Raw genomic sequence first — 19,364 nt, 5'->3', positions numbered from 1 at the left:
TTCGCTTTGGGCCGATTGGATGGGTCCAGGCCCCAATTTACGGAAATATATGACGAATTTGGATGTCGCGGGCAGATTGAAGCCTCTGTTGACCTCGCCGTGGGCTGTCCCTCGTGCGGGGCTTTAGTCGCTGATCACGTGTCTGTGAACTGGCTCATGGGGTTGTGAGCCGGATTCTTTGCCATCCACCAAGACCCGATGAATTGACTAACCAGGCATATATCCCGAGCGCCGACGGCGGATAGTCGGGTCTTTGGATATCTGCCTCCGAGACAAGCGCTTTAAAGTAGGAGCTTTCATGGCTACCACGTTCAACGGCCGCCGCAAGGTTCGCAAGTCCTTCGGCTCCATCCGCGAAGTCACGGAGCTGCCCAATCTGATCGAAGTCCAGAAGGCTTCCTATGATCAGTTTCTTCAGGTTGCCGAGCCCAAGGGTGGCCGGCCTGAAGAGGGGTTGCAGTCCGTGTTCCGGTCGGTCTTTCCGATCACTGACTTCTCCAACACCGCATCACTCGAGTTCGTGCGCTACGAATTCGAGCAGCCCAAGTACGACATCGACGAGTGCCGTGCGCGCGATATGACTTTCGCTGCCCCGCTCAAGGTGACCCTGCGGCTGATCGTGTTCGAGGTGGACGAGGAAACCGGCGCCCGTTCGGTCAAGGACATCAAGGAGCAGGACGTCTATATGGGCGACATGCCCTTCATGACGCCCAATGGCACTTTCGTGGTCAACGGCACGGAGCGCGTCATCGTTTCGCAGATGCACCGTTCGCCCGGCGTGTTCTTCGACCACGACAAGGGAAAGACCCACTCCTCGGGCAAGCTGCTGTTCGCTGGCCGCATCATTCCCTATCGCGGGTCCTGGCTCGATATCGAATTCGACGCCAAGGATATCGTCTATGCGCGTATCGACCGTCGCCGCAAGATTCCGGTCACCTCGCTGCTCAAGGCGCTTGGCATGGATGCCGAGGAAATCCTCGACACCTATTACAACAAGCTGAACTACGAGAAAACCGAGAAGGGCTGGCGCGTTCCTTACGACGCCGAGAAGTGGAAGGGCGCCAAGCCGACCCACGACCTGATCGACGCCAAGACCGGTGACGTTGTACATGAAGGTGGCAAGAAGCTCTCGGCCCGCCAGGCCAAGAAGCTTGCCGAGAATGGCCTAACGCACCTGCTGGCGGTCGATGAAGACCTCTACGGCATGTATGTCGCCGAGGATATGGTCAACCTGCAGACCGGTGAGATCTATGCCGAAGCGGGCGACGAGCTCGACGAGAAGCTGCTGACCGGACTGGTTGAAAAGGGCTTCGACGAGCTACCGATCCTGGATATCGATCACATCTCGATCGGTGCCTATCTTCGCAACACGCTGGCGATCGACAAAAACGAGAGCCGCGAAGACGCGCTGTTCGACATCTATCGTGTCATGCGCCCGGGCGAGCCGCCCACCGTTGAAACCGCCGAAGCCATGTTCCAGTCGCTGTTCTTCGACAGCGAGCGCTATGACCTGTCAGCCGTTGGCCGCGTCAAGATGAACATGCGTCTTGAGCTCGATGCGCCCGACACCATGCGGACCCTGCGCAAGGAAGATATCGTGGAAGTCGTCCGCACGCTGGTCGACCTGCGCGATGGCCGCGGCGAAATCGACGACATCGACAATCTGGGTAACCGCCGCGTTCGCTCGGTCGGCGAACTCATGGAAAACTCCTATCGCCTTGGCCTGCTCCGCATGGAACGTGCCATCAAGGAGCGCATGAGCTCGGTCGAGATCGACACTGTCATGCCGCAGGACCTGATCAACGCCAAGCCGGCCGCTGCCGCTGTGCGTGAATTTTTTGGTTCCTCGCAGCTTAGCCAGTTCATGGACCAGACCAACCCGCTTTCGGAAGTGGCGCACAAGCGTCGTCTGTCTGCGCTTGGGCCGGGCGGTCTGACCCGCGAACGTGCCGGTTTCGAAGTGCGCGACGTGCATCCGACCCACTATGGCCGTATCTGCCCGATTGAGACGCCGGAAGGCCCCAATATCGGTCTGATCAACAATCTGGCGACCTATGCGCGCGTCAACAAGTACGGCTTCATCGAAACCCCGTACCGCAAGATTGTCGACGGCAAGCTGACCAACGAAGTGGTTTACCTTTCCGCCATGGAAGAGGCGAAGCACTATGTCGCTCAGGCAAATGTGCAGTTCAATGCTGACGGGACCCTGAAGGACGATCTGGTTGTGGCGCGCCATGCTGGCGACAACGGCCTGACGCCCAAGGAAAACGTCGATCTGATGGACGTTTCGCCCAAGCAGATGGTGTCGGTTGCCGCTTCGCTGATCCCGTTCCTTGAGAACGACGACGCCAACCGCGCCCTGATGGGCTCGAACATGCAGAAGCAGGCTGTGCCGCTGCTGCGTGCCGAGGCCCCCTTCGTGGGTACCGGCATGGAGCCCGTCGTGGCCCGTGACTCGGGCGCTGCGATCGTGGCCAAGCGGACCGGTATCGTGGACCAGGTGGATGCGACCCGTATCGTTATTCGCGCAACGGCCGAAACCGATGCGTCGAAGTCGGGCGTCGATATCTACAACCTGATGAAGTTCCAGCGCTCGAACCAGTCGACCTCGATCAACCAGCGTCCGCTGGTCGTGGTGGGCGACCATATCAATGCTGGCGACATCATTGCCGACGGTCCTTCGACCGAACTGGGCGATCTGGCCCTGGGCCGCAACGTCCTCGTCGCGTTCATGCCCTGGAATGGCTACAACTTCGAAGACTCCATCCTCCTGAGCGAAAAGATCGCCATGCAGGACGTCTTCACCTCGATCCATATCGAGGAATATGAAGTGATGGCTCGCGACACCAAGCTTGGTCCGGAAGAAATCACCCGCGATATTCCCAACGTCTCGGAAGAAGCGCTGAAGAACCTGGACGAAGCCGGTATTGTGCATATTGGTGCCGAAGTGCAGCCGGGCGACATCCTCGTTGGCAAGATCACCCCCAAGGGTGAATCGCCGATGACGCCGGAAGAAAAGCTCCTGCGCGCCATCTTCGGTGAGAAGGCCTCTGACGTTCGCGACACCTCGCTGCGCGTGCCCCCGGGCGATGCCGGTACCGTCGTGGAAGTCCGTGTCTTCAACCGTCATGGCATCGACAAGGACGAGCGTGCCATGGCCATCGAGCGCGAGGAAATCGAGCGCCTCGCCAAGGACCGTGACGACGAACAGTCGATCCTGGACCGCAACGTCTATGCGCGTCTCAAGGAAATGCTGTTCGGCAAGGCCGCAACGGCAGGTCCGAAGGGCTATGTCGTGGGCACCAAGCTCAATGACTCGATCTTTGAAGGTCAGCCGCGTTCCAAGTGGTGGCAGTTTGCCGTCGAAGACGACAAGGTCATGACCGAGATGGAAGCTCTTCATGCTCAGTATGAAGAGAGCCGCCGTCTGCTCGAGCAGCGCTTCATCGACAAGGTGGACAAGCTGCAGCGCGGTGACGAACTTCCGCCGGGTGTGATGAAGATGGTCAAGGTCTTCATCGCCACCAAGCGCAAGATCCAGCCGGGCGACAAGATGGCCGGCCGTCATGGTAACAAGGGTGTGGTTTCCCGCATCGTGCCTGTCGAAGACATGCCGTATCTTGAAGACGGCACCTCGGTGGACATCGTGCTCAACCCGCTCGGCGTGCCGTCGCGCATGAATGTTGGCCAGATCCTGGAAACCCATCTGGGTTGGGCCTGTGCCGGCATGGGCCGCAAGATCGACGAGATGGTCCGCGCGTATCATGCCAGGGGTGACCTGACCCCGCTGCGTTCCGAGATCAAGACGCTGTTCGCCAATGACGACACGCTGAACGATCTGGATGACGACAGCCTGGTTCGCCTGGGTGAACATCTCTCGAAGGGCGTGCCGATCGCGACCCCGGTGTTTGATGGTGCCAAGGAAGCCGACATCGTCGAAATGCTGGAACAGGCAGGTCTCAAGGCCTCGGGCCAGTCGACCGTGTTTGACGGCCGTACCGGCGAGCAGTTCGACCGTCAGGTGACGGTGGGCTACATCTACATGCTCAAGCTCGACCACCTGGTGGACAACAAGATCCACGCTCGGTCCATCGGTCCTTATTCGCTGGTTACCCAGCAGCCGCTGGGCGGCAAGGCACAGTTCGGTGGCCAGCGCTTCGGCGAGATGGAAGTGTGGGCTCTCGAAGCGTATGGCGCTGCCTATACGCTGCAGGAAATGCTCACCATCAAGTCGGACGACGTGGCGGGTCGTACGAAGGTCTACGAGGCCATCGTGCGCGGCGACGACACCTTCGAAGCGGGTATCCCGGAGAGCTTCAACGTTCTGGTCAAGGAAATCCGGTCTCTCGGTCTCAATGTCGAGCTCGACATGCGCGAGGACGAGGAGCCCGAACAGTCTGGTCCGGAGCTCGCACCTCCTCAGGAAGCGGCGGAATAATCCGGCACTTCCAACCCCATTCACCTTCCGACCGGACCGGCAGCCTGGCTGCGGTCCGGGAGGATAGAGGAGAGAAATGATGAACCATCATTCCCACGTCATGGACCCGTTCAACCCGGCCGTCCCCGTGCAGACTTTCGATCAGATGAAGATCTCGATCGCGAGCCCCGAAAAGATCCTGTCCTGGTCCTATGGCGAAATCAAAAAGCCAGAGACCATCAACTATCGTACGTTCAAGCCTGAGCGTGACGGCCTGTTCTGCGCCCGTATCTTTGGCCCCGTGAAGGACTATGAGTGCCTTTGCGGCAAGTACAAGCGCATGAAGTTCAAGGGCGTCATCTGCGAAAAGTGCGGTGTGGAAGTCACCCTGAGCCGCGTGCGCCGCGAGCGCATGGGCCATATCGAGCTGGCCGCTCCGGTCGCTCACATCTGGTTCCTCAAGTCCCTGCCGAGCCGCATCGCGCTGCTGCTCGACATGACGCTGAAGGATATCGAACGCATTCTCTACTTTGAGAACTATGTCGTTCTCGATCCGGGCCTGACCCCGTTCACGCAGAACGAGTTGCTCTCCGAAGAGCAGTTCCTGGATGCACAGGACGAATACGGCGCTGACAGCTTCACCGCCAAGATCGGTGCCGAAGCGATCCGCGAAATCCTGCTCGGTCTCGATCTGGAAAAGATTGCGGCTGACCTTCGCGTGGAAATTGCCGAGGCAACCACCGAACTCAAGCCCAAGAAGCTGGCCAAGCGGCTCAAGATCGTCGAACAGTTCATCGTTTCGGGCAACAAGCCCGAATGGATGATCATGACCGTCATTCCGGTCATTCCGCCTGAGCTGCGCCCGCTGGTGCCGCTGGATGGTGGCCGTTTCGCCACCTCGGATCTGAACGACCTCTATCGTCGCGTCATCAACCGTAACAATCGCCTCAAACGCCTGATTGAGCTGCGTGCCCCGGATATCATCATCCGCAACGAAAAGCGCATGCTGCAGGAAGCGGTTGACGCGCTATTCGACAATGGCCGCCGCGGCCGCACCATCACCGGTGCAAACAAGCGTCCGCTGAAGTCGCTGTCCGACATGCTCAAGGGCAAGCAGGGCCGGTTCCGCCAGAACCTGCTCGGCAAGCGCGTTGACTATTCCGGCCGTTCGGTAATCACCGTGGGCCCGAACCTTAAGCTGCATCAGTGCGGTCTTCCCAAGAAGATGGCGCTCGAGCTGTTTAAGCCGTTCATCTATTCGCGCCTGGAAGCCAAGGGCTTCTCTTCGACGGTGAAGCAGGCCAAGAAGCTGGTGGAAAAGGAAAAGCCGGAAGTCTGGGATATCCTGGATGAGGTGATCCGCGAGCATCCGGTTCTGCTCAACCGTGCGCCGACCCTGCACCGTCTCGGCATCCAGGCTTTCGAGCCCATACTGATCGAAGGCAAGGCCATTCGTCTGCACCCGCTCGTCTGCTCGGCCTTCAACGCCGACTTCGACGGAGACCAGATGGCCGTGCACGTTCCGCTCTCGCTGGAAGCCCAGCTTGAAGCGCGCGTGCTGATGATGTCGACCAACAACATCCTGCACCCCGCCAATGGTCAGCCGATCATTGTGCCCTCGCAGGACATCGTGCTTGGTCTCTATTATCTCTCGCTGATGAACGACAATGAGCCGGGTGAGGGTATGGCCTTCGGTTCCTATGCGGAACTGGAACACGCGCTCGACAACCAGGTCGTGACTCTGCACTCTAAGATCAAGGCCCGCGTGCCGGCTTGGGATGCTGAGGGCAAGCAGACCACTGAGATCGTGGAAACGACCCCGGGTCGCATGCTGATCGGCCAGATCCTGCCGATCAATCCGGCGGTGCCGTTCGCGACGGCCAACCAGCTGATGACCAAGAAGATGATCTCCAAGATGATCGACACCGTGTATCGCGGTTGCGGTCAGAAGGAGACGGTCATTTTCTGTGACCGCGTCATGCAGCTCGGCTTCAAGAACGCCTGTGACGCCGGCATCTCGTTCGGCAAGGACGACATGGTTATCCCTGCGTCCAAATACACGATCGTGGAAGAGACGCGTAAGCAGGTCGAAGAGTTCGAGCAGCAGTACAATGACGGCCTGATCACTCAGGGCGAAAAGTACAACAAGGTCGTGGACGCCTGGGCCAAGTGTGGTGACAAGGTTGCCGAAGAGATGATGGACGCGATCCGTACCGTCCAGATCGATGAGGAAACCAAGCGTCAGAAGCCGATCAACTCGGTTTACATGATGAGCCACTCGGGTGCTCGTGGTTCGCCGGCGCAGATGAAGCAGCTTGCTGGTATGCGCGGCCTGATGGCCAAGCCGGACGGCTCAATCATCGAAACGCCGATTACCGCGAACTTCAAGGAAGGCCTGAACGTGCTGGAGTACTTCAACTCCACCCACGGTGCCCGTAAGGGTCTGGCCGATACCGCTCTGAAGACCGCGAACTCGGGTTACCTGACCCGTCGTCTGGTGGACGTGGCACAGGACGCGATCATCGTGTCTGAAGACTGCGGCACCGAGCGTGGCCTGACCATGGAGCCGATCGTGGACGCCGGTCAGGTTGTGGCCTCTCTGGGTCAGCGCATCCTGGGTCGCACGACAGCCGACGATGTGTTCCACCCGATTTCGGGCGATCTGATTGCGCCGAAGGGCACTCTGCTCGAAGAGAAGCATGTCGACGTGATCGAAGAGGCCCGTATCCAGTCGGTCCGCATTCGTTCGCCGCTGACCTGCGATATGCGTCAGGGTTGCTGCGCGGCCTGTTACGGTCGTGACCTTGCACGCGGTACTCCGGTCAATATCGGTGAAGCTGTCGGCGTTATCGCTGCGCAGTCAATCGGTGAACCCGGTACCCAGCTCACGATGCGTACCTTCCACATTGGTGGTACCGCACAGGTGGTGGACTCGTCCTTCCTCGAGGCTGGTGCCGAGGGCAAGATCGAAGTGCGCAATCCGAACCTGGCAACCGTCGAAGGTGGCAAGCAGGTCGTGATGGCCCGTAATGTGTCGCTGGCGATCGTTGACGCTGACGGCAAGGAGCGCACTACGCACAAGGTGACCTACGGTTCCAAGCTGCTGATCAAGGAAGGCGACACCGTTCGCCGTGGTCAGCGTCTGGCCGAATGGGATCCATACACCCGTCCGATCCTCGCCGAAGTCGAGGGTGAAGTGGTGTTCGAGGACCTGGTGGATGGCGCTTCGGTGGCAGAAAACACCGATGAGGCGACCGGCTTCACCAAGCGCGTGGTCATCGACTGGCGCGGCAATCAGCGTGGCGAAGGCCTCAAGCCTGCGCTCGCCATTGCCCGTGGCGGTGCGATTGCCAAGGTGGATCGTGGCGGCGAGGCCCGCTACCTGCTTTCGGTTGATGCGGTTATTGCCGTTGAACCGGGCGAGAAGGTTGCACCGGGTGACGTTCTGGCCCGTATTCCGCTGGAAAGCGCCAAGACCAAGGACATCACCGGCGGTCTGCCGCGTGTGGCCGAGCTGTTCGAAGCCCGCCGTCCGAAGGATCACGCCATCATCGCAGAGATCGATGGTACCATCCGCTTCGGCCGCGACTACAAGAACAAGCGTCGCGTGGTCATCGAGCCGACCGAGGAAGGTGCTGATCCGGTTGAATACCTGATCCCGAAGGGCAAGCCGTTCCATCTGCAGGAAGGCGATACCATCGAGAAGGGCGAATACATCCTGGACGGCAATCCGGCTCCGCATGACATCCTTGCGATCAAGGGCGTCGAAGAGCTGGCACGCTATCTCGTCAACGAGATCCAGGAGGTCTATCGCCTGCAGGGCGTGCTGATCAACGACAAGCACATCGAGGTGATCGTTCGCCAGATGCTGCAGAAAGTGGAGATCGTGGAGCCTGGTGAGTCCGGCCTGCTCAAGGATGAGCAGCTCGACAAGTTGGACTTCGACGAGCTCAACGATGCGCTGGTTGCCGAAGGCAAGAAGCCGGCTACGGCGAACCCCGTGTTGCTGGGTATCACCAAGGCCTCGCTGCAGACGCGTTCGTTCATCTCGGCTGCCTCGTTCCAGGAGACCACACGCGTTCTCACGGAAGCTGCCGTGTCCGGCAAGGCCGACCTGCTCGAAGGCCTCAAGGAGAACGTCATCGTCGGCCGCCTGATCCCGGCGGGTACCGGTGCCGGTCAGTCCAAGGCCAAGCAGATCGCAGCCAAGCGCGACGATCTCATCCTGGAAGAACGTCGCCGCCAGGCCGAGACCGTGCAGATTGCGGCACCTGCTGCCGAGTAACGGATCCACGATGCAAGAATTGAGGAAGGGGCCTTCGGGCCCCTTTCTTTTTGGCTATTTGACCAGGTTCAGGAAGCTGGTGAGTTCGCGGGCGGCTGCCGCGCCGGCCCGGTTCGCTCCGATGGTCGAGGCGGAAGGGCCATAACCGACCAGATGCACGCGCGGATCCTTGGCTGCCTGGGTAGCAAGGCGCCCGGTCATGGTGATGCCGCCACTCTCTTCGCGCAATTGCAACGGGGCCAAATGGTCAAGGGCGCTGCGGAACCCGGTGCACCACAAGATTACATCGACATCCAATGTGCGTCCGTCGGGCCAACGAACGCCGGTCGGCGTGATCTCGGAAAACATCGGCTGGCGATCAAGCACACCGCGCTTGCGCATGGCCGCGATCGCGGGGGTAACCGGTAGCCCGGTGACCGAGACTACGGCGCGCGGTGGCAGGCCGGCGCGCACACGCTCCTCGACCATCGCCACGGCCTTGCGTCCGGCATCTTCATCGAAGGGGCCGTCGCGCCAGCGCGGGGTTGTGCGTGTCACCCAGCTGGTCCGGGTCACTTGTGAGATCTGGTCGAGCAGTTGGATGGCGGAGATGCCCCCGCCTACAATCAGGACATGGCGCCCGGCAAAGTCGCTGGCCGTCCGGAAGTCCTTGGTGTGAAGAGTCTGTCCCTTGAAGGTGTCAGCGCCAGGATACTCTGGAACATAGGGGTTCTCCCAGGTGCCGGTGGCATTGATGATCCCGCGCGCGGAAAGCAACCCGCGGTCAGATTCGACGCGTAGCCGCTCGCCACGATCACACACCACCTTCACTGTCGCTGGGCGCAGAACCCGAAGATCGAAATGGGTCTCATAGGCGGCGAAGTAATGCGGTACCGCAACCGAGGCCTTGACCGTATCGTCTCCGCCTGCAAATTCCCCGAAAGCAAGACCGGGAAGGTCGTGGACGCGATTGACTGTGCTCAGGGTGAGTGAGGGCCAACGGTACTGCCAGGCGCCTCCCGGTTGCGGGGCCCGGTCGAGAACCAGGAAATCCTTCTCCGGCTCGAACCCGAGCTTGCGCAGATGGTGCGCGGCGCTGAGCCCAGCTTGCCCGGCGCCGATCACCACGATATCCAGTTTCAGGGCGGCAAGCAGGGTCTGTTCGCTCAAAGGGCGCTCCGTCGGGTGGCATCTGATCTAAGCAAGGCAAGGATCACGCGCAAGGGCAGGGGGATCGCGTTCGCGGCGGCGCGGAGCGGGACTCGAGTCGTCAGCCGAACCATTTTTCGGCAATCCGTCCAGTTCCTGTTGCATGCGAAAAGGGCCAATCTGCCTGAAACGCAAGGCTCACCTTCGGTTTTTTCACGAAAGAATCCTTGACGGGGCGAGTCTTCGGTTCTAAACAGCGCCTACCTTAGCGGTCGGTCGTGGTTGCCACACCGGGTCCCTGCCATCTTGAGCGGGAATCCAGGGCAATCAAACACACTGTCGGGTAGTTAGACGAAGCAAATCCTTGTGCGCATGACTGCTGCCGAAAGGCGGGTGGTCCGCTGCAATTGGGGCGCTGCCGAATCCTTCACGGTTTCGGGCATGCGCCGCTTTGGTTTGCTTGTGTAGACCGCACTGCGCGTCCCAAGGGGCGTGAATTTAGTACTGGAGCCTTTCACGCGTGATGGGCTTCGAATTTTGGACGATGGAAAGAGCGCAATGCCCACCATTAATCAGCTGATCCGCAAGCCACGCGCCAGCAAGCCAAAGCGGAACAAAGTTCCGGCCATGGAAGCCAATCCGCAGAAGCGCGGTGTTTGCTCCCGTGTGTACACCACGACCCCTAAGAAGCCGAACTCGGCTCTGCGCAAGGTTGCCAAGGTTCGCCTGACCAATCAGCGCGAAGTGATTTCGTACATCCCGGGCGAAGGTCACAATCTGCAGGAGCACTCCGTGGTGCTCATCCGCGGCGGTCGCGTGCGCGATCTGCCGGGCGTTCGCTATCACGTGCTCCGCGGTGTCCTGGACACGCAGAGCGTGAAGGACCGCAAGCAGCGCCGGTCCAAGTATGGCGCGAAGCGTCCGAAGTAAGGAGATATTGAGCGATGTCCCGTCGTCACCGCGCCGAAAAGCGTGAAGTTATTCCTGATCCCAAGTTCGGCGATCTGGTCGTTTCCAAGTTCATGAATTCGCTCATGAAGGACGGCAAGAAGTCTGCAGCCGAATCCATTGTCTATGGCGCTTTCGATATCGTCGAAGCCAAGACCAAGCAGGATCCGATCACCGTGTTCCACGGCGCCCTGGACAATATCCGTCCGGCCGTCGAAGTACGGTCGCGCCGCGTTGGTGGTGCAACCTACCAGGTTCCGGTTGAAGTCCGTACCGATCGTCAGCAGGCCCTGGCCATTCGCTGGCTGATCGATAGCGCTCGCAAGCGCGGTGAGAACACCATGCGCGAGCGTCTGTCCGGTGAGCTCATGGACGCGATGAACGGTCGCGGCCAGGCCGTCAAGAAGCGCGAAGACACGCACCGTATGGCTGATGCCAACCGTGCATTCTCGCACTACCGCTGGTAGTAGGAGCGCCCCATGGCACGCGAATACCCGATTAATCTGTATCGTAACTTCGGCATCATGGCGCACATCGATGCTGGCAAGACGACGACGACCGAACGCATCCTCTACTACACCGGCAAGTCCCATAAGATCGGCGAAGTCCATGACGGCGCCGCGACCATGGACTGGATGGAGCAGGAGCAGGAACGCGGTATCACCATCACGTCTGCTGCCACCACGACCTTCTGGAAGGATCGTAATGGCACCATGCACCGCTTCAACATCATCGACACTCCGGGCCACGTGGACTTCACCATTGAAGTTGAACGTTCGCTGCGCGTGCTCGACGGTGCCGTTGCGCTGCTCGATGCCAATGCCGGTGTTGAGCCCCAGACCGAAACCGTCTGGCGCCAGGCCGACAAGTATCACGTGCCGCGTCTGATCTTCGTCAACAAGATGGACAAGATCGGTGCTGACTTCTACCGCTGCGTCGACATGGTCGGTACGCGTCTGGGCGCCAAGGGCGTTCCGGTACAGCTCCCGATCGGTGCCGAGAATGACTTCAAGGGCGTCGTCGATCTGATCGAGATGAACGCTCTGGTCTGGCGCAATGAAGAGCTTGGCGCGCAGTGGGATATCGTGGAAATCCCGGCCGACCTCAAGGAAAAGGCCGAGAAGTACCGCGAAGCCATGATCGAAGCCGCCGTCGAACTCGACGATGCTGCGATGGAAGCCTATCTCGAAGGCGAAATGCCGAGCAACGACACCATTCGTCGTCTGCTGCGCCAGGGCGTCTGCGACACGAAGTTCTTCCTGATCTTTGCTGGCTCCGCCTTCAAGAACAAGGGTGTTCAGCCTCTGCTCGACGGCGTTATCGACTTCCTGCCGGCCCCGACCGACGTTCCGGCCATCAAGGGCATCGATGCCAAGACCGAAGAGCCGATCGAGCGTCACGCAGACGACAGCGAGCCGCTTTCGATGCTGGCCTTCAAGATTGCCAACGACCCGCACATGGGCTCGCTGACCTTCTGCCGTATCTACTCGGGCAAGCTCGAGCAGGGTGCCCAACTGGAAAACACCGTGAAAGGCAAGCGCGAGCGCGTTGGCCGCATGTTCCAGATGCACTCGAACAGCCGCGAGCAGATCAGCGAAGCTTTCGCTGGCGACATCGTTGCCATCGTGGGCCTGAAGGACACCACCACTGGTGATACCCTCTGCCCGTCGAGCTCGCAGGTTATCCTGGAGCGCATGATCTTCCCGGATCCGGTTATCGACATTTCGGTTGAGCCGAAGTCGAAGGCCGACCAGGAAAAGATGGGCCTGGCGCTCAACCGCCTGGCTGCCGAGGATCCGACCTTCCGCGTCAAGACCGACGAGGAATCGGGCCAGACCATCATCTCGGGCATGGGCGAGCTGCACCTCGACATTCTCGTGGATCGCATGAAGCGCGAGTTCAAGGTCGAGGCCAATATCGGCCAGCCGCAGGTTGCCTATCGTGAGACCATCACGAAGAAGACCATCAAGGACTACACCCACAAGAAGCAGTCGGGTGGTTCGGGTCAGTTCGCCCGTATCAAGCTCGAGGTCGAGCCGGGTGAAGTTGGCAAGGGTCTTGAATTCGTCAACGCCATCGTTGGTGGCGCAGTGCCGAGGGAATACGTCCCGGGCGTTCAGAAGGGCCTGGAATCGGTCATGGGCGCAGGCCCGCTGATCGGCTTCCCGGTCGTGGACATCAAGGTCACGCTGACCGACGGTGCATACCACGATGTGGACTCCTCGGTGCTGGCATTCGAAATCGCAGCGCGCGCGGGTTTCCGTGAAGCAATGCGTGAAGCCGGTCCGAAGATTCTCGAGCCGATCATGAAGGTTGAAGTTACGACGCCAGATGAGTACATGGGCGACGTCATCGGTGATTTGAATTCCCGTCGTGGGCAGATCCAGGGCACTGAAAGCCGTGGTGTGATCCAGGTCGTGAATGCATTTGTGCCGCTTGCCAACATGTTTGGTTACGTGAATTCGCTCCGGTCCATGAGCCAGGGCCGTGCTCAGTATTCGATGGTTTTCGATCACTACGAGCAGGTCCCGCAGGCAGTCGCCGACGAAGTCCAGGCCAAATACGCCTAAAAACAGCGCAAGCTACTAAAAACTCAACTGAATGTCGGCGATTGCGCTGACGAATTTGGAGAAAAGCGATGGCGAAGGAAAAGTTCTCCCGCAACAAGCCGCACTGCAACATCGGCACCATCGGTCACGTTGACCATGGCAAGACCTCGCTGACCGCAGCGATCACCAAGGTCCTGGCTGAAACCGGCGGTGCGACCTTCCGGGATTACTCGCAGATTGATGCTGCGCCAGAAGAGAAGGCACGCGGTATCACCATCAACACCGCACACGTCGAGTACGAGACGCAGAATCGTCACTATGCTCACGTCGATTGCCCGGGCCACGCCGACTATGTGAAGAACATGATCACCGGTGCCGCCCAGATGGACGGCGCAATCCTGGTCGTGTCCGCTGCTGACGGCCCGATGCCCCAGACCCGTGAGCACATCCTGCTCGCCCGTCAGGTTGGCGTTCCGGCTCTGGTCGTGTTCCTGAACAAGTGCGACATGGTCGACGATCCGGAACTGCTCGAGCTCGTTGAGCTCGAAGTGCGCGAACTCCTGAGCTCGTACGAGTTCCCCGGCGACGATATTCCGATCATCAAGGGCTCGGCTCTTGCTGCTCTGGAAAACTCGGATCCGAAGCTTGGCCACGACGCCGTTCTCGAGCTGATGGCTGCCGTCGACTCCTACATCCCGCAGCCGGAGCGTCCGGTTGACCAGCCGTTCCTGATGCCGATCGAAGACGTGTTCTCGATCTCGGGTCGTGGTACCGTGGTGACCGGTCGCGTTGAACGCGGCATCGTCAAGGTTGGTGAAGAAGTCGAAATCGTCGGCATCAAGGCCACCCAGAAGACCACCGTTACCGGTGTGGAAATGTTCCGCAAGCTGCTCGACTCGGGTGAAGCTGGCGACAACATCGGCGCCCTGATCCGCGGTGTTGACCGCACCCAGGTGGAACGTGGCCAGGTGCTCTGCAAGCCCGGTTCCGTGACCCCGCACACCGACTTCGTTGCTGAGGCCTATATCCTCACCAAGGAAGAAGGCGGCCGTCACACTCCGTTCTTCGGCAACTACCGTCCGCAGTTCTACTTCCGCACCACCGACGTGACCGGCATCGTGACGCTGCCGGAAGGCACCGAAATGGTGATGCCGGGCGACAACATCAACATGAATGTTCAGCTCATCGTTCCGATCGCCATGGAAGAGAAGCTCCGCTTCGCTATCCGTGAAGGTGGCCGCACCGTCGGCGCCGGCGTCGTCGCGAAGATCCTGAAGTAAGCCTCTTTGAGACAGTCGCGGCGCGCGAGACTCGCGCGCCGCGAACCTTTTATGTCAGGATTGTGAAGATGAACGGTCAGAATATCCGCATCCGCCTCAAGGCGTTTGACCACCGCGTGCTCGACACCTCGACCCGCGAAATCGTCAATACCGCCAAGCGCACGGGTGCACAGGTTCGCGGTCCGATCCCGCTGCCGACCCGCATCGACAAGTTCACCGTGAACCGCTCGCCCCATATCGATAAGAAGGCGCGTGAGCAGTTCGAGATCCGGACCCACAAACGTCTCCTGGACATTGTGGACCCGACTCCCCAGACGGTCGATGCATTGATGAAGCTCGATCTCGCCGCCGGTGTCGACGTCGAAATCAAGCTCTAAAACAAGAGTTTCCGCGCCTGCCGCTAAATGGGTCCTCTGAAAACATGACCCGGCAGAGCGCCAACAAGAAGGTAAAAACCGATGCGTTCTGGATTGATCGCACAGAAGCTGGGCATGACCCGCATCTTCACCGAGGACGGTAACCACGTCCCCGTGACGGTGTTGGGTTTGCAGAACTGCCAGGTGGTAGGCCAGCGGACCGTCGAAAAGGACGGCTATGTCGCCCTGCAACTGGGTGCTGGCCAGGCCAAGCCCAAGAATGTCTCCAAGGCTGAGCGCGGCCAGTATGCCGTTGCCAAGGTGGAACCCAAGCGCCATGTCGCCGAGTTCCGCGTTGACGCCGACAACCTGATCGAGGTTGGCGCGACCCTGAAGGCTGACCACTTTTCCGAAGGCCAGCTGGTTGACGTGACCGGCACCTCCATCGGTAAGGGCTTTGCCGGCGGTATGAAGCGCTGGAACTTCGGTGGCCTGCGTGCCTCGCACGGTGTGTCCGTGTCGCACCGCTCGATCGGTTCGACCGGTGGCCGTCAGGACCCGGGCAAGACCTTCAAGAACAAGAAGATGCCGGGCCATATGGGCGATCGTCGCATCACCACGCAGAACGTCAAGGTCGTCAAGACCGACGTGGAGCGTGGCCTGATCATGATCCAGGGTTCGGTGCCAGGCTCCAAGGGTGCCTGGATTATGATCAAGGACGCCGTCAAGAAGCCGGCTCCCGCGAACGCTGCCTTCCCTGGCTCGTTCGAGGCTGCAGCTTCGGGAGATGCTAAGTAAATGGAACTCCAGGTAACCACTCTCGAAGGCAAGTCGGCCGGTAAGGTCGAGGTCGCGGACGCTGTGTTCGGCCTCGAAGTCCGTCCCGACATCCTGCACCGCATGGTGCGCTACCAGCAGCTCAAAGCCATGTCCGGCACGCATGACGTGAAGAACCGGTCGGAAGGCGTGCGCACGGGCAAGAAGTTCGTGAAGCAGAAGGGTTCGGGTGGCGCCCGTCACGGCGACCGCAAGGCTCCGCAGTTCCGTGGTGGTGGCCGTGCTTTCGGTCCGACCCCGCGCAGCCATGCTATCGATCTTCCCAAGAAGGTCCGTGCTCTGGCGCTCAAGCACGCTCTGTCGTCCAAGGCCAAGGCCGGTTCGCTGATCGTGATCGACAGCGTTGCTCAGAAGGAAGCCAAGACGGCGGCCCTGCGCACCACTTTCGGCAAGCTGGAATGGGCAAACGCCCTGATCATCGATGGCGCGAATGTCGACCAGAACTTCGCTCTGGCCGCCCGCAACATCCCGAATATCGACGTGCTGCCGATCCAGGGGATCAACGTTGTTTCGATCCTGAAGCGCGACAAGCTCGTCTTGACCAAGGCAGCGCTGGAAGCGCTCGAAGCGAGGTTCGCATGAACAAGCTTGCCGCATACGACATCGTCCGTAACCCCGTCGTGACTGAAAAGTCGACGATGGCTTCGGAATACAACCAGGTCGTTTTCGACGTGGCGATTGATGCCAGCAAGACCGAGATCAAGGCCGCTGTCGAGCAGCTCTTCTCGGTCAAGGTCAAGGCAGTGAACACCCTGGTCCGTAAGGGCAAGGTGAAGCGCTTCCGTGGCAAGGTTGGTGTTCGCAACGACGTCAAGAAGGCCGTCGTAACCCTGGTCGATGGCCAGTCGATCGATATTTCGACCGGCCTATAAGGGATAAGAGACAGACAAATGGCTCTAAAGACTTACAATCCCACTTCCGAAGGCCGTCGCACGCTGGTGACGACTGACCGGTCGGAACTGTGGAAGGGTGCTCCGGTCAAGGCTCTGACCGAAGGCCTGAGCAAATCCGGTGGTCGCAACAATCGTGGTCGTATCACTGCGTTCCATCGTGGTGGCGGTCACAAGCGCAGCTATCGTATGATCGACTTCAAGCGCGTGAAGTTCGACATGGTCGGGACCGTTGAGCGTCTCGAGTATGATCCGAACCGCACGGCCTGGATCGCGTTGATCAAGTACGAAGACGGCGAGCTGGCCTATATCGTCGCGCCGCAGCGTCTGGCTGCTGGTGACAAGGTGATCTCCTCGCTCAACGGCGCGGACGTGAAGCCTGGTAACACCATGCCGCTCGAACGCATGCCGGTGGGTACCATCGTGCACAATATCGAGCTAAAGCCCCGCAAGGGCGGCCAGGTTGCCCGTTCGGCCGGTGCTTATGCCCAGTATGTGGGCCGCGACCAGGGTTGGGCCATTCTGCGCCTGAACTCGGGCGAGCAGCGTCGTGTGCACGGCTCGTGCCTTGCCACTGTTGGTGCGGTCAGCAACCAGGACCACTCGAACACCTCGATGGGTAAGGCTGGTCGCAATCGCTGGCTCGGCCGCAAGCCGGTCAACCGCGGCGTGACCATGAACCCGGTCGATCACCCGCATGGTGGTGGTGAAGGCCGTACCTCGGGTGGCCGTCATCCGGTGACCCCGTGGGGCAAGCCTACAAAGGGCAAGCGTACGCGCAGCAACAAGGCTACGGACCAGTTTATCGTTCGCAGCCGTCACGTGAAGAAGGGCAGGTAAGACATGACCCGTTCGATTTGGAAGGGGCCGTTCGTCGACGGCTATCTGCTCAAGAAGGCCGAGAAGGCCCAGACCTCTGGCCGCAATGATGTGGTCAAGATCTGGACCCGTCGCTCGACCATCCTGCCGCAGTTCGTCGGCATCACGTTCGGCGTGCACAATGGCCAGAAGCATGTCCCGGTGCTCGTCACCGAGGAAATGATCGGTCACAAGTTTGGCGAGTTCGCGCCGACCCGTACCTATTACGGTCACGCGGCCGACAAGAAGGCCAAGAGGAAGTAGAGATGAGCAAGCCTAAGACTGAGCGCGCTCTCAAGGATAACGAGGCAAAGGCTGTCCTGCGCATGCTGCGCATCAGCCCTCAGAAGCTGAACCTCGTCGCGCAGTTGATCCGTGGCAAGAAGGTCGAGCGGGCTTTGGCCGATCTCGAATTCAGCCACAAGCGCATCTCCGGCCAGGTGAAGAAGGTGCTCGAGAGCGCCATCGCCAACGCCGAAAACAACCACGGCCTGGACACCGACGCTCTTGTCGTTGCTGAAGCCTATGTGGGCAATTCGCTGGTGATGAAGCGCTTCACCGCTCGCGGCCGTGGCCGGTCGTCGCGGATCGAGAAGCCGTTCTCGCACCTGACGATTGTTGTCCGGCAAGTTGAGGAGGCCGCATAATGGGCCAGAAAATCAATCCGATCGGCTTCCGCCTCGGCATCAACCGGACCTGGGATAGCCGTTGGTTCGCCAACAAGGGCGAATATGGTGTCCTGCTTCAGGAAGACCTGAAGATCCGCACCATGCTGATGAAGGAACTGAAGGCCGCTGCGGTCTCCAAGATCGTCATCGAGCGTCCGCACCGCAAGTGCCGCGTGTCGATCCACACTGCCCGTCCGGGTATCGTGATCGGCAAGAAGGGCGCTGACATCGACAAGATCCGCGCCAAGGTGAAGAAGTTCACCGACAGCGAAGTGCACATCAACATTGTTGAAGTGCGCAAGCCGGAAACCGATGCAACGCTGGTTGCCCAGGGCATTGCCCAGCAGCTGGAACGCCGTGTGGCCTTCCGTCGCGCCATGAAGCGCGCCGTGCAGACCGCAATCCGCATGGGCGCCGGTGGTATCCGTGTCAATGTTGGTGGTCGTCTCGGTGGTGCCGATATCGCCCGTACCGAATGGTACCGGGAAGGGCGCGTGCCGCTGCACACCCTGCGTGCGGATATCGACTACGGTACTGCTGAAGCCGAAACCACTTACGGCATCATCGGTATCAAGGTCTGGATCTTCAAGGGCGAAGTCCTCGAGCATGATCCGTCGGCCCATGAGCGTCGTGCCACCGAAGGTGGTGAAGGTGGTCAGCGTTCTGAGCGCGAGCCGCGCCGTGAACGCGGCGACCGCGACCGCGAACGCGCATAAGAAGGTTGGTTCATTATGCTGCAACCGAAGAGAACTAAGTTCCGCAAGGCCCACAAGGGCCGGATCCATGGCGAAGCCAAGGGTGGTACCACCCTGGCTTTCGGTCAGTACGCACTCAAGGCCACCGAGCCGGAACGCGTCACGGCCCGCCAGATCGAAGCTGCCCGTCGTGCGATCACTCGTGAGATGAAGCGTCAGGGCCGCGTCTGGATCCGGATTTTCCCGGATGTGCCGGTTTCCAAGAAGCCTACCGAAGTCCGTATGGGTAAGGGTAAGGGCTCCGTGGAGTACTGGGCTGCGCGCGTAAAACCGGGTCGTATCGTTTTTGAGATTGACGGCGTACCCGAAGACGTTGCAAAGGAGGCCCTTCGCCTCGGAGCAATGAAGTTGCCGATCACCACGCGTATTGTCACGCGTATTGCCGATTAAGGA

General features: G+C 60.0%; 16 protein-coding genes. 15 read left to right on the top strand and 1 reads right to left on the bottom strand.

The features are described 5' to 3' along the window. The first annotated feature begins 298 nt into the window (after positions 1 to 298). Positions 299 to 4,438, top strand: a complete 4,140-nt coding sequence (gene rpoB / locus GO014_RS04905; protein WP_157289315.1) for a DNA-directed RNA polymerase subunit beta — start codon at positions 299 to 301, stop codon at positions 4,436 to 4,438. 79 nt (positions 4,439 to 4,517) lie between these two features. Further along, entirely contained in the window at positions 4,518 to 8,702 is a 4,185-nt protein-coding gene (gene rpoC, locus GO014_RS04900; RefSeq protein WP_157289314.1) for a DNA-directed RNA polymerase subunit beta', read from the top strand. A 54-nt stretch (positions 8,703 to 8,756) separates the two neighbouring features. On the opposite strand, the gene GO014_RS04895 is transcribed toward rpoC, so the two are convergent. Further along, on the bottom strand, positions 8,757 to 9,851 hold the full coding sequence (locus GO014_RS04895; RefSeq protein WP_157289313.1) for an NAD(P)-binding domain-containing protein: 1,095 nt from the start codon (positions 9,849 to 9,851) through the stop codon (positions 8,757 to 8,759). 537 nt (positions 9,852 to 10,388) lie between these two features. On the opposite strand from GO014_RS04895, the gene rpsL reads away from it, so the two are divergent. The 13 genes from rpsL to rplP all read left to right on the top strand — a co-directional run bounded on the left by rpsL (position 10,389) and on the right by rplP (position 19,361). Beyond that, positions 10,389 to 10,760: a 30S ribosomal protein S12 gene (gene rpsL / locus GO014_RS04890; RefSeq protein WP_035080811.1), complete on the top strand. Its 372-nt coding sequence runs from the start codon at positions 10,389 to 10,391 to the stop codon at positions 10,758 to 10,760. Positions 10,761 to 10,774: 14 nt separating this feature from the next. Further along, positions 10,775 to 11,245, top strand: a complete 471-nt coding sequence (gene rpsG / locus GO014_RS04885; RefSeq protein WP_104894170.1) for a 30S ribosomal protein S7 — start codon at positions 10,775 to 10,777, stop codon at positions 11,243 to 11,245. A gap of 12 nt (positions 11,246 to 11,257) precedes the next feature. Continuing rightward, positions 11,258 to 13,348 carry an elongation factor G gene (fusA, locus tag GO014_RS04880; protein ID WP_157289312.1) on the top strand — a complete coding sequence of 697 codons (2,091 nt, stop codon included), beginning with the start codon at positions 11,258 to 11,260 and terminating at the stop codon, positions 13,346 to 13,348. A 68-nt stretch (positions 13,349 to 13,416) separates the two neighbouring features. After that, positions 13,417 to 14,607 carry an elongation factor Tu gene (gene tuf, locus GO014_RS04875; RefSeq protein ID WP_104894172.1) on the top strand — a complete coding sequence of 397 codons (1,191 nt, stop codon included), beginning with the start codon at positions 13,417 to 13,419 and terminating at the stop codon, positions 14,605 to 14,607. A 68-nt stretch (positions 14,608 to 14,675) separates the two neighbouring features. Continuing rightward, complete coding sequence (gene rpsJ, locus GO014_RS04870; RefSeq protein ID WP_035080820.1) at positions 14,676 to 14,984, top strand: 30S ribosomal protein S10; 309 nt, start codon at positions 14,676 to 14,678, stop codon at positions 14,982 to 14,984. Positions 14,985 to 15,065: 81 nt separating this feature from the next. After that, positions 15,066 to 15,761 (top strand): 50S ribosomal protein L3, encoded by a 696-nt coding sequence (gene rplC / locus GO014_RS04865; RefSeq protein WP_116588564.1) that lies wholly within the window; start codon positions 15,066 to 15,068, stop codon positions 15,759 to 15,761. Next, the gene (gene rplD, locus GO014_RS04860; protein ID WP_116588565.1) at positions 15,762 to 16,382 is read left to right on the top strand and encodes a 50S ribosomal protein L4; all 621 of its coding nucleotides are present in this window, start codon (positions 15,762 to 15,764) and stop codon (positions 16,380 to 16,382) included. Then, positions 16,379 to 16,672, top strand: a complete 294-nt coding sequence (locus tag GO014_RS04855; protein WP_104894175.1) for a 50S ribosomal protein L23 — start codon at positions 16,379 to 16,381, stop codon at positions 16,670 to 16,672. The genes rplD and GO014_RS04855 overlap by 4 nt, the downstream gene beginning before the upstream one ends. A gap of 18 nt (positions 16,673 to 16,690) precedes the next feature. Then, positions 16,691 to 17,530, top strand: coding sequence for a 50S ribosomal protein L2 (gene rplB / locus GO014_RS04850; RefSeq protein ID WP_104894176.1), 840 nt, complete (start codon positions 16,691 to 16,693; stop codon positions 17,528 to 17,530). Positions 17,531 to 17,533: 3 nt separating this feature from the next. Continuing rightward, the gene (gene rpsS / locus GO014_RS04845; protein WP_104894177.1) at positions 17,534 to 17,812 is read left to right on the top strand and encodes a 30S ribosomal protein S19; all 279 of its coding nucleotides are present in this window, start codon (positions 17,534 to 17,536) and stop codon (positions 17,810 to 17,812) included. Positions 17,813 to 17,814: 2 nt separating this feature from the next. After that, positions 17,815 to 18,195 (top strand): 50S ribosomal protein L22, encoded by a 381-nt coding sequence (gene rplV, locus GO014_RS04840; RefSeq protein ID WP_067453330.1) that lies wholly within the window; start codon positions 17,815 to 17,817, stop codon positions 18,193 to 18,195. Further along, positions 18,195 to 18,932, top strand: a complete 738-nt coding sequence (gene rpsC / locus GO014_RS04835) for a 30S ribosomal protein S3 (RefSeq protein WP_104894178.1) — start codon at positions 18,195 to 18,197, stop codon at positions 18,930 to 18,932. The genes rplV and rpsC overlap by 1 nt, the downstream gene beginning before the upstream one ends. Before the next feature lie 15 nt (positions 18,933 to 18,947). Then, positions 18,948 to 19,361 carry a 50S ribosomal protein L16 gene (gene rplP, locus GO014_RS04830; RefSeq protein WP_104894179.1) on the top strand — a complete coding sequence of 138 codons (414 nt, stop codon included), beginning with the start codon at positions 18,948 to 18,950 and terminating at the stop codon, positions 19,359 to 19,361. The last annotated feature ends 3 nt before the right edge of the window (positions 19,362 to 19,364 follow it).

The organism is Devosia marina, from assembly GCF_009758415.1.
Lineage (GTDB): Bacteria > Pseudomonadota > Alphaproteobacteria > Rhizobiales > Devosiaceae > Devosia > Devosia marina.
The sequence above is the reverse complement of the archived record's forward strand: the minus strand, read 5'-3'. Positions and strand labels throughout refer to the sequence as shown.

Coding starts and splice junctions, on each gene's coding strand:
- rplC (WP_116588564.1), top strand. CDS start 15,066: ATGCGTTCTGGATTGATCGCACAGAAGCTGGGCATGACCCGCATCTTC.
- rpsC (WP_104894178.1), top strand. CDS start 18,195: ATGGGCCAGAAAATCAATCCGATCGGCTTCCGCCTCGGCATCAACCGG.
- rpsG (WP_104894170.1), top strand. CDS start 10,775: ATGTCCCGTCGTCACCGCGCCGAAAAGCGTGAAGTTATTCCTGATCCC.
- rplV (WP_067453330.1), top strand. CDS start 17,815: ATGAGCAAGCCTAAGACTGAGCGCGCTCTCAAGGATAACGAGGCAAAG.
- rplP (WP_104894179.1), top strand. CDS start 18,948: ATGCTGCAACCGAAGAGAACTAAGTTCCGCAAGGCCCACAAGGGCCGG.
- rpoC (WP_157289314.1), top strand. CDS start 4,518: ATGAACCATCATTCCCACGTCATGGACCCGTTCAACCCGGCCGTCCCC.
- rpoB (WP_157289315.1), top strand. CDS start 299: ATGGCTACCACGTTCAACGGCCGCCGCAAGGTTCGCAAGTCCTTCGGC.
- rpsJ (WP_035080820.1), top strand. CDS start 14,676: ATGAACGGTCAGAATATCCGCATCCGCCTCAAGGCGTTTGACCACCGC.
- tuf (WP_104894172.1), top strand. CDS start 13,417: ATGGCGAAGGAAAAGTTCTCCCGCAACAAGCCGCACTGCAACATCGGC.
- GO014_RS04855 (WP_104894175.1), top strand. CDS start 16,379: ATGAACAAGCTTGCCGCATACGACATCGTCCGTAACCCCGTCGTGACT.
- rplD (WP_116588565.1), top strand. CDS start 15,762: ATGGAACTCCAGGTAACCACTCTCGAAGGCAAGTCGGCCGGTAAGGTC.
- rpsS (WP_104894177.1), top strand. CDS start 17,534: ATGACCCGTTCGATTTGGAAGGGGCCGTTCGTCGACGGCTATCTGCTC.
- rplB (WP_104894176.1), top strand. CDS start 16,691: ATGGCTCTAAAGACTTACAATCCCACTTCCGAAGGCCGTCGCACGCTG.
- rpsL (WP_035080811.1), top strand. CDS start 10,389: ATGCCCACCATTAATCAGCTGATCCGCAAGCCACGCGCCAGCAAGCCA.
- fusA (WP_157289312.1), top strand. CDS start 11,258: ATGGCACGCGAATACCCGATTAATCTGTATCGTAACTTCGGCATCATG.